We start from the raw sequence: 15,411 nt of genomic DNA on the forward strand, positions 1-15,411 counted from the left end.
ATCATCGGCGGCGGGTCGGCGGGCTGCGTGCTGGCCGCGCGGCTGTCGGAGGACCCCAACGCCAAGGTGCTGCTGCTGGAGGCCGGCGGGCGCGACCGGCACCCGTTCTACCACCTGCCAGCAGGCTTTGCCAAAATGACCAAGGGCATCGGCTCCTGGGGCTGGCAGACGGTGCCGCAGCGCCACATGAACGGCATGGTGATCCGCTACACCCAGGCCAAGGTGATCGGCGGTGGCTCCAGCATCAACGCGCAGATCTACACGCGCGGCGCGCCGCAGGACTATGACGAATGGCGCCAGATGGGCTGCGACGGCTGGTCTTACGAAGACGTGCTGCCCTATTTTCGCAAGGCCGAGGATAACGATACCTTCGACAACCGCTGGCATGGCAAGGGTGGCCCGCTGGGCGTCAGCCAACCCCGCGCGCCCCTGCTGATCTGTGAGGCCTATTTCGCCGCCGCCGCAGAACTGGGCATCCCGCGCAACCTGGACATGACGGGCCAGGTGCCGGACGGGGTCGGATATTACCAGCTTACTCAAAAACATGCGCGGCGATCTTCAACCTCTGTCGCCTATCTTGGCATGGCGCGGGGCCGCGCAAACCTCACAGTACGGACCGGCGCACAAGTGCTGCGGATCGTGGTCGAGGCGGGCCGCGCGGTTGGCGTCGAACTTGCCGGCGGCGAGGTGATCCGGGCGGGAACCGAGGTGCTGCTCGCCTCCGGTGCCATCGGCTCGCCCCGGATGCTGATGCTGTCGGGCATCGGCCCGGCGGATCATCTGCGCGACCTTGGCCTGCCGGTGATCCTTGACCAGCCGCTGGTCGGCGCCAACCTGCAAGACCACCTTGATCTGTTCGTGATCGCCGAATGCACCGGCCCGCACACCTATGACCGCTACGCCAAACCGTTGTGGTCGGCGGTCGCGGGCCTGCAATATCTGCTGACCAAACGCGGCCCCGTGGCCTCCAGCCTGTTCGAAACCGGCGGCTTCTGGTACGCGGACAAGAACGCCCGCTCCCCCGACATCCAGTTCCACCTCGGCCTCGGCTCGGGGATCGAGGCGGGCGTGGCCGCGATGCCGCAAGGCGGCGTCACGCTCAACTCGGCCTATCTGCGCCCGCGCTCGCGCGGTACCGTCAGGCTGGCCAGCGCCGACTCGATGGCCGCCCCGCTGATCGACCCGAACTACTGGGCCGATCCCCACGACCGCGAGATGTCGATCCGTGGCCTGAAACTGGCGCGTGAGATCATCGCCGCCGAGGCCCTGAAACCCTATGTGCTGGCCGAACGCCTGCCGGGGCCGGACATCCGCACCGATCAGGACTATTTCGACTACGCCTGCCGCCACGCCAAGACCGATCACCACCCCGCCGGCACCTGCCGCATGGGCAGCGATCCCGCCGCCGTCGTCGACCCGCGCCTGCGCTTCAACGGCATCGCGGGCCTGCGCGTCGTCGACGCCTCGGTGATGCCCACCGTCGTCTCCTCCAACACCAATGCCGCCACCATCATGATCGCCGAAAAAGCCGCCGACATGATCCGCGCCGACCAGGGACTGACCGCATGATCCGCCATATCGTCCTCATCCGCTTTCGCCCCGAGATCACCGAAGCTACCATCGCCGGCATATTTGCCGATCTGCACCGGATCAAATCGGTGCTGCCCGGTGTGCTGGCCATCACCGCTGGCCGCAGCGAAAGCCCCGAGCAGATGGAGCGCGGCTATCTGCATGGCTTCGTTGTGGATTTCACCGATTGGGCGGCACTTGCGGCCTACCAGGCCCACCCGGATCACCAGCGCGTCGGTGCGGCGCTCGTCGCCAATGCCAGCGGTGGCATCGACGGCATTCTTGTCCTCGACCTTGCCGTCCCCGCTTGACCCCCCAGCCGTGAGCCCGCCATGCTGACCCTGCCCAACCCCGATGCGACACTGACCCCTTACCGGCTGCAGGGTGATCCGCTGATCCCGCGCGCGCCGCGGGTGCCGCTGACCCGCACCGCCTTTGCCGCCGCACATGTAATCTCCGATCCCTTGCGCGAACGCAGCCCCTGGGACACACGCCCCGCTGTCGACTGGGCCGCAACCCTGGCCTTTCGCCAAAACCTCTGGGATCAGGGCCTCGGCCTTGCCGAAGCGATGGATACCGCGCAGCGCGGCATGGGCGTCGATTGGCTTACCGCGCTGGAGCTGATCCAGCGCACCATGACCGCCGCCAAGGCGCATCCCTTGCGGCCGCGCGTCGCCTGCGGGGCGGGAACCGATCACCTGACCCTCGCCGATCTTGCCACCGCTGACGCGATCCTCGCCGCCTACACCCACCAGGCCGAAGCGATCGAGGCGGCAGGCGGCCAGCTCATCCTGATGGCCAGCCGCGCCTTCACCGCGATCAATGCCGATGAGGCGATCTATGCCCGCGTCTACCGCCACCTGATCGACGGCGCGCAGCAACCGGTCATCCTGCACTGGCTGGGCGAGATGTTTGATCCGGCTTTGGCGGGCTATTGGGGCAGCACGGACGTCAATCGCGCCAGCGATTTCGTGCTGGGCCTGATCGCCGAAAACCCGGCCAAGGTTGATGGCATCAAGATTTCCCTGCTGGATCAGACGCATGAACAGGCGTTCCGGGCGCGGCTACCCAAAGGCGTGCGGCTTTATACCGGCGATGATTTCAACTATGCGCCGCTGATCGAAGGCGACGGCCAGCACTATTCCCATGCCCTACTTGGCATATTCGCCGCGATTGCCCCCGCCGCAGCGCAAGCGCTGGAGGCTTTGGCCCTGAACGACAGCGCCACCTACAACGCCCTCCTCGCCCCGACCGTGCCGCTCAGCCGCGAGATTTTTCGCGCCCCCACGCGGTTCTACAAGGCGGGCATTGCGTTTCTGTCCTGGCTGAATGGCCATCAGACCCATTTCATCATGCCAGCGGGCTTTCAATCCAGCCGTGATATCGTGCATTATGCGGCTGTGTTCCGGCTGGCCGATCAGGCGCGCCTGCTGCAACGGCCCGATCTGGCCGAAGAAAGGATGGCGCATTTGCTGGCACTGCACGGGATCGGCCGGGGGTGATCAAACGGCCGACCATCATCGATGTGGCCGAAGTGGCAGGCGTGTCGAAATCCACCGTCAGTCTGGTGCTACAGGATAGCCCGCTGGTAAAGGACGAAACCCGCGCCAAAGTGCGCCAGACCATGCTCGACATCGGCTATGTCTATAACCGCGCCGCCGCCAACCTGCGCAGCAGCAATGTCGGGCTGATCGGTCTGGTGATCAACGATCTGCGCAACCCGTTTTTCACCGAATTCGCCACCTCGGTGCAGATGGCCCTGTTGGCGCGTGGTTATGCAACGGTGATCGGCAACACCGATGAAGACCCGCAAATTCAGGCGCAGGTCGTCGGCTCGATGGTCGAACATGGCGTGTCGGCGTTGGTCATCTCGCCCACCTACGGCGACGCCGAGGCTACCTTCGGTCCGTTGGCCCGCGCTGGCATTCCGGTGCTGCAGGTGCTGCGCCATGTCGGTCAGGATACCGAAACCTTCCCCTTTGCCTCGTTCGACTATGCCAAAGGCGGGCGCGAGGCGGCGCTCCATCTGCTGCAGATGGGTGCGCGCCGGATCGCCTTTGTCGGCGGGCTGGAAGGGCGGGCGATCACTGCTGAACGGATGTCGGGGTATCTTGAGGTGGTCGCGGGGCAGGGGTTGCAGCCCGTGGTCCTGCAGGGCCGCAGCACCCGCGCCTTTGGCCACGAGGCGGCGCTGACGCTGATGCGCGATCATCCGGGCGTCGATGCGGCGATCTGTTTCAACGATCTCGTCGCGCTTGGAATGATGTCTGGTTTTGCGGCACGGGGGCGGCAGGCCGGGCGCGATTTTCGGCTGGTCGGCTTCGACGACATCGAGGACTGCGCGATGGTCTATCCGCAGCTGTCCTCCGTTCGCTGCAACATCGCCGGCTTCGGTCAGCAGGCCGCAGAAACCTTGCTCGGCTGGCTGGAAGACGGGGTGCACCCACCCCCGGAAACCCGCGCGCCGGTAGAGCTGGTGGCACGGGCTTCAAGCCGTGGCATCCCGGCCTGATTCCCCGATTCGCAGCTTTGGTTAACGGCGTCTGTGCTGAGCGTGCGTGTAGACGGAATGAAGACGGAATGAAGACGCAAAGAAGACGCAAAGAAGATTACCGAAAAAGCCTCAGGATCAGACTGTTAACGCGCAGAACCGCAGGTTCTGAAGCGTATCACTTTGGCTGCCAAAGCTCCGCCACCGCACCCGGTTTCAAGGTATAGAAGCTGCGCGCCGGCAGGGTCTGCCAGTCGGATTCGCCGCCGTCAGGCCAGATCACCCGCAGTTCCGCCTCATCAGCGGCCCCAAGGCCAAAGTGGATCCAGCCCACGCTGCCGCTCATGTGGCCACCGCCCGAGCTGACCTCGTGGCGCTCCACCTTGTCGCCCCTGCGCAGCTCGATCACCGCACCGATGGCGTCCCGATTGACCCCATCGTGCGCAAGCCGCACTTGCAGCCAAGCGCCGTCAAGCGGGCCGGTAGATCGCCAGATTTCGGCATTTTCCCAACGGTTTACAACCACAAGATCAAGTAACCCATCAAGATTGAAATCAACCAGTTGCGCCCCGCGTGCGGTCTTTACACTCGCCACACCAGCCTTGTCGGCCGCCTCCACAAACACGCCGTCTTCGCCTTGCAACAGCAGGTTGTTGGGGTCTTTGGCGGCAAAATCAGGCATCTCGGCTACGTTGCCCTTGGCCACGAAAAGATCCAATCGCCCATCGTTGTTCACATCGGCAAATTGCGGGTGCCAGGCGGTCGACGGGTTCAGATCCTCGCCGATGAACGGGCGGTGCGCGGTCAGGCCCTTGGCAAAGGCAATGTCGGCATACACCGGCTTCGGTGCCGCGTCAGCCGACGGATTTACCAGCGATTGCAACTTGTTATCCGCCATGCTTGTCAGATAGAAATCGGGATAGCCGTCCAGATTGACGTCTGCCGAAGCAATGCCCATCCCCCAGATCCGCAGGCGTTTCCAGCCTTCCTTCTCGGTGAACTCCACGGGCGGCTGACCGGGATCAAGGTGCCAAAGCTGCTCGCGCCCACCCTTGTAATACTCCCGGTCGTTCGACACCCGCAAGCTCGGCTGGCCAGAGCGGTTCCAGTCGGAAAAGATCATCGACAGGGCGCAGAACGACGGCGTCAGCGGCAGCGGCGGGGCAAAGCCGGTCACCGCAGGGCGATGCAGCCAATTGTCGGTACATGACCCCCAGGGAAAGGCGGTTTCCTTGCGGTCAACGTAGTTCCCAATGGCAAGCGTCGGCCAGGTCTGACCGCGTTCCCACGTTGCGGCAAAGGCGGTGGACCAGGCATCGCCTCCGTCAAACCCCCAGGAATCATTGGCATTTTCGAACCGGCAATCACCGGTGCCACGCAGAATGATGTTTTCGCCCACCGCCAAAACCACAAGGTCCATGATGCCATCGCTGTCGATGTCCAGCGGGTAGGCACCGGTCACGTTTGGAAGGGCGATGCTGTCGGACTTCTCGAACACAAGCGGCCCGCCGGTCGTGCTGCGGTTAAGATACAGCGCCGAGGGGCCCGCACCTCCGGACAAGAACAGCTCGGGAAAACCATCGCCAGAGCAGTCAAACGTCGAAGCCCCGCCGCCCACCATGAATTCCCAATCGCCTTCATACGCAGTGGCGAGGCCGGAAGTTGCGGAGTCATCGGTGAAAAGCGGAACCGCCGGTTCGGCGAAAGCGGGCGATGCCACAACAGCGGCCAGAACTGTAAAACGCATGATTGTCATACTCTGGTTTTCAATGCTGTGGCGTAGTTGCCGATGCAGCGGCCCTGAGTGAGACCCTCCTCCACCCCGAAGCGGTAGTGAATGCCGCCGTAAAGCCTTGAGATGCCTGCTTCTTCTGCCGCTTGCCAAAAGCTGGTGAAGCTGCGCGTGGGCAGACCTTCGTCGTCGTGCGTGGTATCGTCAAAGGCGAAATTCTCGCCAAACGCGGCCGTCAGAACGGTGGCTGCGGCCCCGGACTGGGTGCTGTGGCCCGATGGGTATTCCGGGAACGGCGGGGTGTTCAGGATCGGCTCGAACTTCGGGTCGATGAAGCGGCGGATGTAGGTGACCGGGCGCAAAAGGTTGTATTCGAACTTCGCCGCCCAGCAGCCGATGAAACCATCTGCAACCGCGACGCCAAGCTTGGCAAGCACTTCGGCCACCCGGTCGGCGGGCAAGCTGTCGCGATCGGCAATCGTGAGGACGATCGAAATCCAGTGGCCTGGCGGGGTGGGCGACAGCATCGGATCATCCGACCAGAACCGTGCAATCCGGCGCTGTTCATCGGTAAGGTTGACCACGGTGTCATAGACTTCTTGCGCGGCCATGCCGAAGGGCGAGGTCAGATCCTCGCTGTAAGCGGGCGGCGCAGGGATGGTGCAAGTGTTGCCGGCGGGCATCGCGAAAGGCCGGTTGTTGCCCCAGTTTGGCAGCAACGGTGCCTGTTGTTGCCGCACCAGGCTGGTGGGCACCCAGTCTTGTGGATTGGTGCCAGGGGTGTAAGTGGCCGGAAACCCCATGTTTTCCACGACCGCACCGCCATCATCCAGCGACCACGCATGAATGTGCGCTGCAATGGCCTGCCCATGTTCGATGCTGCGCGCAACGACATCTGCCGCAATCCCGGCAGAGGCGGTGCTGCCGACCTGTTGACCCAGCGCAGTCATCGCACGCTGGCCAGTGGGGCCGGTGTTGGCAAAGAAGATGTGCGAGGAGGCTGCCAAGGCGGCATGCAGCACGCAAGCCTCGTCATGTTCGCCTGCCGCACGCGGCGGAGTTGGTTGCAGGCCGTTCAACTGGCCCGCAAGCGACACCAGATTGCGGTTCCCCGATGCCAAAGACTCATGCGCAGCGATACCGATATAGGCGAAGGCGCGGCTGGCGACGGGAGGCGAGTAGGTGGCAGTGTGGCGCACCAGTTCCAGCACAAGTCGGTACCATGTAGTGACCACGTCACGCTCGATCACCTGCCGGTCGGCTGCCCAGGCCGGTAACGCGGCCATGGCAAGGCTCAAGGCCAGAACCTCGCGTCGCTGCATCTTCATTTGCGTGTTCTCCCCCGCGCTGCGCAGGTTATCTCAAGCCGTCCGCCTTCGTGCAAGTAATTACCCTCGACCGGTCAGCAGATTGCCAAGCTTGGCCAAACGTGAGGCTTTTGCACCGGGGCGGGCTTCGCGGCGGTCGGCGGCGTTCAGCAGCCCGTACATGCCGTGCACGCCAAGCCAGCGCAGCGGCTCACGCTCCCACGGACGAACGCGGCGGTTGACCCAGGGCAGGTTTACCAGATCAGTGTCGCGCCCCAGCGCCAGATCCGCAAGCGTGCGTCCGGCGAGGTTTGAGGTTGAGACACCCACACCCACATATCCCCCCGCCCAGCCAATCCCGGTTGCCGGGTCCAGCCCCACTGTGGCGCACCAGTCGCGCGGCACGCCCAGCACACCGCACCACGCGTGGTCGATCTTTGCTTTGCGCGCGGCGGGGAAATGCCGATGCAAGATCGCTGTCAGACGGCGAATGGTTTCCGGGTCTGGCGCGCCGTTATCATCAAGGCTGGAGCCAAAGCGGTACGGCACGCCACGTGCGCCAACCGTGATGCGCCCTTCACGAGTGCGTTGACAGTAGCAATAGGTATTTGCGAAATCAGCAATAATCTCATGCCCTTGCCAGCCGATCCTGTCCCACACTTCTGCGGCCAGAGGCTCGGTTGCGATCTGGGCTGAGTTCAGCGGCAGCCATTCGCGTTTGTGCCCGGGCAGGCCTGCGGTGAAACCTTCGGTGCAGCGCAGGATCACCGGCGCGCGGACCAGCCCGCGGTCCGTCGACATCTGGCCTTGGGAATAGCCGGTGACGGTGGTGCCTTCGACAATCTGCACCCCCATGCGTTCGACCACAGCCGCCAGCCCGCGCACCAGTTTCGCCGGTTGCACGCGCGCGACGTTGGTCACTACCATGGCCCCCAGCGCACCGGGAATGGTGATGCGATCCGCCAGATCAGCGGAGCCCATCTCGAACACGCGCTGATCTTCGCCCCAATGGCGCCGATGCGCGACTTCGGCCCGCAGACGGCTGACCTGGGCGGGGTTGGTGGCCACCATCAACTCTTCGGTACGGCGGATATCGGCATCGATGCCTTCCGCTTCGGCCACCCTGATCACTTCATCCACGGTGCCATTCATCGCTTCGACCATGGCGCGGACAGAATGTTCGGACGAGGTCTGCAGATAACGCTGATGCGTCCAGGCAAAGCCGCCGGTCAGCCAGCCGCCGTTGCGCCCGGATGCCCCGAAGCCCGCGAAATCCTTTTCGACGATCAGCACGTTCAGGCCGGGATTGGCGCGTTTGAGGTAATAGGCGGTCCAAAGCCCGGTATAGCCTGCACCGATGATCGCAACATCGGCAGTCGTATCACCACCTAGCGGCGCGCGGCGATACGGCAGGCCGATGTCGGCATACCAGAAGGAGACGTCACCGATCTTCATTCCATCAGGTCCAGTGCGGCATGCCAAAAGAGACAGTTTGGTAGGCCCGGAGGGACTCGAACCCCCAACCAAGGCGTTATGAGCGCCCTGCTCTAACCAATTGAGCTACAGGCCCGTAGCGCGCCCTTGCGTAGCAGAGATGAGACAATGGTCAAGGCATCGGCGCGCGAATCCGTCTTGTGCAGCGTGGGTTGTGGGATACGGTTGTGGGAAGAGTGGCATGAGGATAGCTCAAGCCGAAAGAAGGTAACCGCCCTTGGTCCACCCGGACAGCGCACCCTTCCCGGGATCTGGGTCAGTTCAGTTGACCAATAGCGGAGCCAGACCCTGCAGCAATGCACCTCCGACAGGGCCCCAATTGCCAGCACTGTTCGGCAGCATCACGGATCAACCAAGCGGTTCTGAAACGGGCGCGGCTAGAAGTGCGGTTGCAACCAACGCGATCACCCTGACCGTGATGGCTTATGCGAGGGTTGGCGATCCGACGACGCCAAGCAACAGTAAAGAGGAGGTTTGATAAAGGTCTTTGAGTGTGTTCGGCGCTGAGTCGAGACAGGCACCGTTGCGACCTCGCTGTTTTCGTTGAAGGTCGGTCAAGGCTGCAGTTGCCGCTGCGGCGGTCTTGGTGTAGCGACCGCGCGATAATCTGTTGAAAAAGGGATGCGTCATGGCCTTGGGGCAGAACGGGTTGACCTATGCCGAAGCGGGGGTCGATATCGATGCGGGCAACGCCTTGGTCGAACGGATCAAGCCCGCAGCAAAACGGACGATGCGGTCGGGCACCATGGGCGGCCTTGGCGGTTTTGGCGCGCTGTTTGATCTGAAGGCCGCAGGCTATCACGACCCGGTGCTGGTGGCAGCGACCGACGGTGTCGGTACCAAGCTGCGGATTGCGATCGACACCGGCATGGTCGACACGATCGGCGTCGATCTGGTGGCGATGTGCGTCAATGATCAGGTCTGCCAGGGAGCCGAGCCGCTGTTTTTCCTTGACTATTTCGCCACCGGCAAGCTGGAGGTGGATCAGGCGGCGCGGATCATCGAAGGCATTGCTGCAGGCTGCGAGGCAAGCGGTTGCGCACTGATTGGCGGCGAAACGGCCGAGATGCCGGGAATGTATCACGGCGGCGACTTCGACCTTGCGGGCTTTGCCGTAGGCGCGATGGAACGCGGCGGCGAATTGCCCTCCGGTGTGCGCGAGGGCGATGTTCTGCTGGGGCTTGCCTCGAACGGGCTGCATTCCAACGGCTATTCCTTCGTGCGCAAGGTGGTGGAACTGTCGGGTCTGGGCTGGGACGCGCCGTCGCCGTTTTCTGAGGGCACATTGGGCGCGGCACTGCTGACGCCCACACGGCTGTATGTGCGGCAAGTGCTGGCCGCGCTGCGGGCAGGGGGCGTGCACGCCTTGGCGCATATCACGGGCGGTGGGTTGACAGAAAACCCGCCACGCGTGCTGCCCGAAGGATTGGCGTGCGAGATCAACCTGTCAAGCTGGGCCCTGCCGCCGGTGTTTCGCTGGTTGGCCGAGACTGCGGGCATGGCGGAGGCCGAACTGCTCAAGACCTTCAACTGTGGCATCGGCATGATCGTTGTCGTGGCGGAGGAGCAGACGGATGCGATCACCGCGCTATTGCAGGCCGATGGCGAAACCGTGACGCGGATTGGCCGCGTGGTGACCGGTGCAGGTGTACACTACTCCGGCCGCTTGCTGTGAAGCGTGTCGCCCTGCTGATTTCGGGGGGCGGGTCGAACATGTTGGCCTTGGTCCGTGACATGGCGGGTGATCACCCGGCCCGGCCAGTGCTGGTGGCGTCAAATGACCCGGCGGCTGCGGGATTGGGCAAGGCGGCAGCGTTGGGCATTCCGGTGGCTGCGGTGGACCATCGGGTGTTTGGCAAGGATCGCGCGGCGTTCGAGGCCGCGCTGCTGGAACCGATTGCGGCCTGCGCCCCCGATATCATCTGTCTTGCCGGTTTCATGCGGGTGCTTTCGCCGGACTTTGTCGGACGGTTCAAGGGGCGGATGCTGAACATCCACCCTTCCCTGTTGCCGAAGTACCCGGGTCTGCACACCCACGCGCGGGCGCTTGCCGCTGGTGACGCTGAGGCGGGCTGCACGGTGCATGAAGTGACAGCCGACCTGGACGCAGGGCCGATCCTGGGACAGGCCCGGGTGCCGGTGCTGGCAGGCGACGACGAAGCGCGCCTTGCGGAGCGGGTTCTGGCGATGGAACATCGACTTTATCCCGCCGTGTTGCGCCGCTTTGCTTCGGGCAACCGAACGCCGGTTTTCCTGTAGCGGGAAGCCGCCGCCGGCCCCATTGAGGGCCCGACCGCGGCGTTGCCACCAGATGTCCATGAGTGGCCGCAAAATACATGATTGCACAGCCGGTAGGTTACGAAGGCCAGTCAAGGGGGGCGGGCCGTGCCAGCAGCCAGTGCTGCCTTGCGGGCCAGGGGCTTTTCAATCCGCTGATTGCCGCCTATAGCGGGCAGATCCGGCGGGATGACCCCGCGCCCTTGAACGCGAAAGATGCCTGATGCGCACGATCATAACGACCGAAGACCTCGCCGCGTTCTGCCTTGCCGCCAAAGCCGAAGCCTACGTCACGATCGACACTGAATTCCTGCGCGAGCGGACCTACTGGTCGAAGCTGTGCCTTATTCAAATGGCGCTGCCGGGTGCTCAAGGTGAAGCGGTGCTCGTTGACCCCATCGAGGGGCACGCAATGTCGATGGAGCCGCTGTACGACCTGTTCCGGCATGAGGCGACGGTGAAGGTGTTCCACGCGGCCCGGCAGGATCTTGAGATCTTTTTCGTCGAAGGCAACGTGTTCCCAAAACCGCTGTTCGACACCCAGATCGCCGCAATGGTCTGCGGGTTCGGCGAGCAGGTGGGCTACGAGACCCTGGTCAAGAAGATCGCCAAGGAAAACCTCGACAAGACTTCGCGCTTTACCGATTGGTCGCGCAGGCCCCTGTCCGACGCCCAGCAGGAATACGCGCTGGCCGATGTAACGCATCTGCGCGTGATCTATGAATTTCTTGCGGCACAACTGGCCAAGAACGGACGCTCGGCTTGGGTGGAAGAGGAACTGGCGCTGCTGACCGATCCCGCAATCTACACCGTGGAGCCGGAAGAAGCCTGGACGCGAATCAAGACACGCACCACTTCAGGCCGGTTTCTGGCGGTGGTTAAGGCGCTGGCGCGGTTCCGCGAAAGCTATGCGCAAGGCCAGAACGTGCCGCGCAGCCGGGTGATGAAGGACGATGCGCTGCTGGAACTGGCCTCGACCCGGCCGCAGACCGTTGAAGAGCTGGGTAGGTCGCGCCTGTTGATGCGCGAAGGGCGGAAAGCTGAAATTGCCGAGGGGATTCTTGCCGCGGTGAAGGCCGGGTTGGAAATGCGGCCCGAGGACATGCCAAAGATCGACGCGTCGCGCGAACAGATGCAGGTCAATCCCGCGCTGGCAGACCTGTTGCGGGTGCTGCTCAAGGCCAAGTCCGAGGCGCTGGGCGTGGCCCCGAGGCTGATCGCCTCCAGTGCCGATCTGGATGCGATTGCCGCCGGAGAGCGTGATCTGGAAACCCTTTCCGGCTGGCGGCTGGAGGCGTTTGGCGAAGATGCCCTGCGCCTGTGCCGAGGCGAGATCGCCCTATCCGCAAAAGGCAACGAAGTGCGGGTGATCCGCCTTTAGCGCCGTGCCGTGCGGGCGTTGGTTGCACCCTGGACGACGATCTCGCGCACCGCTTCCAGTTTGATGTCGGACATATACAACCCAACCGTCACCTCTCGCGATCGCGGGGTGTTGACCTCGGTGTTGGTGATTGGCGGCAGCAGGCGAAATTCGAACACCAGCACGCCATCCTCGGTCAATGGTTGGGGCACCAGATCAGCCTTCCACCAGCCCTGCGTCGGGGTCTGGCCGGTTGCACGGATGATTGCGCCACCCGGGATCGGTTCCACTGCCATCGTCAGCACCGCCTCGACCAGCGGGCGCTTGTCTTCGGCAGCCGCGGGCAAAACGATGGTCTCACGCGGCTCGGATCGGCCAAACCAGTTGAATGGGTTCAGGCGGCTGTCACGAAAACCCCCGCAGCCGATTAGCAGGAGGCAGAGGGAGAGGAGGGCGATCTGGCGGGCGGGCATGGTGCGTTTCCTGAAGCTGTTGCCCTTGGGTAGCCTACAGCGCTGCGTTTGAAAAGCGCGTGTTGTGGGCTGGACGTTTGCGAGGAGGCGACTTACCTCATTAAAACCTGATCGGAGTCTGCAATGGCCACCCCCGCTTTCGAAGAAATCGCCGAAACCTTCGAATTTCTTGACGATTGGGAGGACCGCTATCGCCATGTGATCGAGCTTGGCAAAGCGATGCCGCCGCTGGATGACACCTTCAAGGTGCCCGCCCTCAAAGTTCAGGGTTGCGCAAGTCAGGTTTGGCTGCGGCCGATGGTTTCTGACGGACGGTTCGACTTTCAAGGCGAAAGCGACGCGATGATCGTGCGAGGTCTGATTGCCGTGCTGCACGCGCTCTATTCCGGGCTGCCGCTCGACGAGGTTACCCGCGTTGATGCTGTGGCTGAGCTGGGCCGGCTGGGCCTAAACGAACACCTGTCTGCGCAGCGTTCAAATGGCGTGCGCGCGATGGTCGAGCGGATTCGTGAGGTCGCTAGCCGCGACTGAAGCTGACCTTGTCGGGATAAAAGGCAAGATGACCGGCGATGGCCTGCACACCGTCGCGCGGCGTCTCGTAAGACCAGACGGCATTCTCCAGTACGCCTGCAGGCGTTAAGATACTGAAGTAACTTGCGGTGCCTTTGTAAGGGCAGGTGGTCGCGCGGTCCGTGCGCGGCAGCTTTGACATGTCGATGTCGGCGCGCGGAACGTAGAGCACCGGTCCATAGCCGCCCTCCGTCAGTTCAAGCGCTGCTGAAGTGGTCCCAAGCGGCATGCCCGAAGCGGAAATCGTGATGCGGTCGGCGGTGGGTGAAATCTTGATGTGGTCGGCCATGGGGTCCTCAAATCGGGGCGCAGGCGCAGGTGAGCCAGCTAAAGGTAGCACTGGACACCCGCGGAGCAAGCTTTTCCAGCACCTCGGCGTGATAGGAGTTCAACCAGTCCCTCTCGCCAGGGGCAAGGTGTTGCGCCAGAACGAGACGCAGATCAAAGGGCGCGAAGGTCAGCGTTTCGAACGAAAGCTGCGCGCGACTGTCGCCCAAGGGCGCTGCTGGCTGCACCACGATCAGGTTTTCCAGTCGAATGCCGAATGCGCCTTCGCGGTAATAGCCAGGTTCATTCGACAGGATCATCCCCGGCTCCAGCGGCACATCCGACAGCCGCGACAACCGCTGCGGGCCTTCATGTACCGAAAGGAAGGCACCAACCCCGTGGCCGGTACCGTGGTCGTAGTCTTGCCCCGCAAGCCACAGCGGATAGCGCGCGATGGCGTCAAGATCGCGCCCCGCGAGACCTTGCGGCCAGCGCAGCCGGCTGATCGCAATCATGCCTTGCAGCACCCGGGTATAGCACGCGCGGGCCTCATTGCCCGGATCGCCAATGGCGACTGTCCGGGTGATATCGGTCGTGCCGTCAACATATTGGCCGCCCGAATCAACCAGCAGCAGTTCATTGCGACCCACCGCGCGATTGGTCGCTTCGGTCACCCGGTAGTGAATGATGGCACCGTTGGGGCCAGAGCCGCTGATCGTGTCAAAGCTGATGTCATGCAGGGCGTTTGTCGCGCGGCGAAACCCTTCCAATGCGCGGACCACCGAAATCTCGGTCAGGCCCCCGTCCGGTGACTGATTGTCAAGCCAGCACAGAAACTCCGCCATCGCCGCCCCATCGCGCAGATGCGCCTCGCGCGTTCCTGCAATTTCGGCGGGGTGCTTGCAGGCTTTTGGCAACCGGCAGGGGTCATCGCCCCAAGCAGTGGCCACACCCGCAGCGTCCAGTTCTTGTGACACCGCCAAAGGCGCCGTCGTGAGGTCAACGCGCACCGGACCGATCAACAGGCGAAGGGCTGGCACGAAACCATCAGGGGCAAGCAGCGCAACATCAGGTCCAAGATGAGCGCGCAAATCCGCGGCGAATTTGGCCGGATCTGCAAACAGGGTCACACGGGCATCGTCGTGCAAAATAGCAAAACCGTGCAAGATCGGGTTGCGTGGCACATCGGCGCCGCGAATGTTCAACAGCCAGCACAGGCTGTCCGGCAGGGTGATCACTGCTGCTCGCTGCCCGGCAAGACGCAGGCTGGCCGCCAGTCGCGCGCGCTTGTCGGCACTGCTCTCGCCAGCCAAGGACAATGGATGCGCGAAGGCCTGCCCCTTCGGTGCGGGCGGTTGGTCCGGCCATATCAAATCGACATAGTTGCTTACCGATCTGATGGTTATGCCGGTTCCCTCAAGTTCTGCCTCAAGTCGGTCAACCTCGTCCTTTGTGTGCAGCCATGGGTCGAATCCGATGATCCCGCCAGCGCAATTGGCCCGCAGCCACTCACCGGGCCTGGTGACCGGCCACGCCACCGGGGTGAACCGCGCAAGGTCCACCTGCACTTTCACCTGGGTGCGGTAGCGTCCGTCGACGAATACACCGGCGACGTCGGGCAGGACGATACAGAACCCGGCTGATCCAGTGAACCCGGTCAACCATTGCAACCGCTCATCCCGTGCTGCGACATATTCCCCCTGATGGGCGTCGGCACGCGGCACCATGAAGCCGGTCAGCCCGGCCTCGGCAAGGGCTTTGCGCAAGGCTGCCAAGCGCGGCGGTCCCTGTTCGGTGGATGCAGGGCTGTCAAAGGTCTGAAACATGCAGATTTCCCCTTTTGAAAATATCCTCGGGGGGTGAGGCGCGGC

Annotated in this window: 15 protein-coding genes and 1 tRNA gene; 9 read left to right on the forward strand and 7 right to left on the reverse strand. The window is 63.4% G+C overall.

The genetic code is table 11. The features are described 5' to 3' along the window. The 4 genes from RMO18_RS06180 to RMO18_RS06195 form a co-directional block, all read left to right on the forward strand. Nucleotides 1-1,569: GMC family oxidoreductase N-terminal domain-containing protein (locus tag RMO18_RS06180; protein ID WP_309664608.1), on the forward strand; the 1,569-nt coding region annotated here is incomplete at its 5' end. Further along, on the forward strand, nt 1,566-1,880 hold the full coding sequence (locus tag RMO18_RS06185) for a Dabb family protein (RefSeq protein ID WP_309664609.1): 315 nt from the start codon (nt 1,566-1,568) through the stop codon (nt 1,878-1,880). The genes RMO18_RS06180 and RMO18_RS06185, both read left to right, overlap by 4 nt. A 21-nt stretch (nt 1,881-1,901) precedes the next feature. Further along, on the forward strand, nt 1,902-3,071 hold the full coding sequence (locus tag RMO18_RS06190; protein WP_309664611.1) for a dihydrodipicolinate synthase family protein: 1,170 nt from the start codon (nt 1,902-1,904) through the stop codon (nt 3,069-3,071). Continuing rightward, on the forward strand, nt 3,068-4,081 hold the full coding sequence (locus tag RMO18_RS06195) for a LacI family DNA-binding transcriptional regulator (protein WP_309664612.1): 1,014 nt from the start codon (nt 3,068-3,070) through the stop codon (nt 4,079-4,081). The genes RMO18_RS06190 and RMO18_RS06195 overlap by 4 nt, the downstream gene beginning before the upstream one ends. 157 nt (nt 4,082-4,238) lie before the next feature. On the opposite strand, the gene RMO18_RS06200 is transcribed toward RMO18_RS06195, so the two are convergent. From RMO18_RS06200 to RMO18_RS06215, 4 genes are all read right to left on the reverse strand, one after another. After that, a complete protein-coding gene (locus tag RMO18_RS06200) occupies nt 4,239-5,807 on the reverse strand; it encodes a CRTAC1 family protein (RefSeq protein WP_309664613.1) in 1,569 nt (522 codons plus the stop codon). Between the two features lie 5 nt (nt 5,808-5,812). After that, a complete protein-coding gene (locus RMO18_RS06205) occupies nt 5,813-7,120 on the reverse strand; it encodes a vanadium-dependent haloperoxidase (RefSeq protein WP_309664614.1) in 1,308 nt (435 codons plus the stop codon). A gap of 60 nt (nt 7,121-7,180) precedes the next feature. Then, nucleotides 7,181-8,554, reverse strand: a complete 1,374-nt coding sequence (locus tag RMO18_RS06210; protein WP_309664616.1) for an FAD-binding oxidoreductase — start codon at nt 8,552-8,554, stop codon at nt 7,181-7,183. Between the two features lie 38 nt (nt 8,555-8,592). After that, nucleotides 8,593-8,669, reverse strand: a tRNA-Ile gene (locus RMO18_RS06215). Between the two features lie 552 nt (nt 8,670-9,221). Here RMO18_RS06215 and purM point away from each other — a divergent pair. From purM to rnd, 4 genes are all read left to right on the forward strand, one after another. Next, the gene (gene purM, locus RMO18_RS06220) at nt 9,222-10,268 is read left to right on the forward strand and encodes a phosphoribosylformylglycinamidine cyclo-ligase (RefSeq protein ID WP_309664617.1); all 1,047 of its coding nucleotides are present in this window, start codon (nt 9,222-9,224) and stop codon (nt 10,266-10,268) included. After that, entirely contained in the window at nt 10,265-10,852 is a 588-nt protein-coding gene (gene purN / locus RMO18_RS06225) for a phosphoribosylglycinamide formyltransferase (RefSeq protein ID WP_309664618.1), read from the forward strand. The genes purM and purN overlap by 4 nt, the downstream gene beginning before the upstream one ends. A gap of 77 nt (nt 10,853-10,929) precedes the next feature. After that, nucleotides 10,930-11,094 (forward strand): hypothetical protein, encoded by a 165-nt coding sequence (locus tag RMO18_RS06230; protein ID WP_309664619.1) that lies wholly within the window; start codon nt 10,930-10,932, stop codon nt 11,092-11,094. Continuing rightward, nucleotides 11,094-12,251, forward strand: a complete 1,158-nt coding sequence (rnd, locus tag RMO18_RS06235) for a ribonuclease D (RefSeq protein WP_309664620.1) — start codon at nt 11,094-11,096, stop codon at nt 12,249-12,251. The genes RMO18_RS06230 and rnd overlap by 1 nt, the downstream gene beginning before the upstream one ends. On the opposite strand, the gene RMO18_RS06240 is transcribed toward rnd, so the two are convergent. After that, entirely contained in the window at nt 12,248-12,703 is a 456-nt protein-coding gene (locus tag RMO18_RS06240) for a hypothetical protein (protein WP_309664621.1), read from the reverse strand. The two genes, rnd and RMO18_RS06240, sit on opposite strands and share 4 nt — an antisense overlap. A gap of 123 nt (nt 12,704-12,826) precedes the next feature. Here RMO18_RS06240 and RMO18_RS06245 point away from each other — a divergent pair, with 123 nt between their 5' ends. Further along, on the forward strand, nt 12,827-13,234 hold the full coding sequence (locus RMO18_RS06245; protein ID WP_309664622.1) for a SufE family protein: 408 nt from the start codon (nt 12,827-12,829) through the stop codon (nt 13,232-13,234). Here the strand turns inward: RMO18_RS06245 and RMO18_RS06250 are convergent. Further along, nucleotides 13,221-13,562, reverse strand: a complete 342-nt coding sequence (locus RMO18_RS06250) for a DUF427 domain-containing protein (RefSeq protein WP_309664623.1) — start codon at nt 13,560-13,562, stop codon at nt 13,221-13,223. The genes RMO18_RS06245 and RMO18_RS06250 overlap by 14 nt on opposite strands. A 7-nt stretch (nt 13,563-13,569) precedes the next feature. Further along, a complete protein-coding gene (locus RMO18_RS06255; protein ID WP_309664625.1) occupies nt 13,570-15,366 on the reverse strand; it encodes an aminopeptidase P family protein in 1,797 nt (598 codons plus the stop codon). Nucleotides 15,367-15,411: the final 45 nt, after the last annotated feature.

It is taken from the genome of Tabrizicola sp. (genome assembly GCF_031377265.1).
Taxonomy (GTDB): Bacteria; Pseudomonadota; Alphaproteobacteria; order Rhodobacterales; family Rhodobacteraceae; genus JAUYQR01.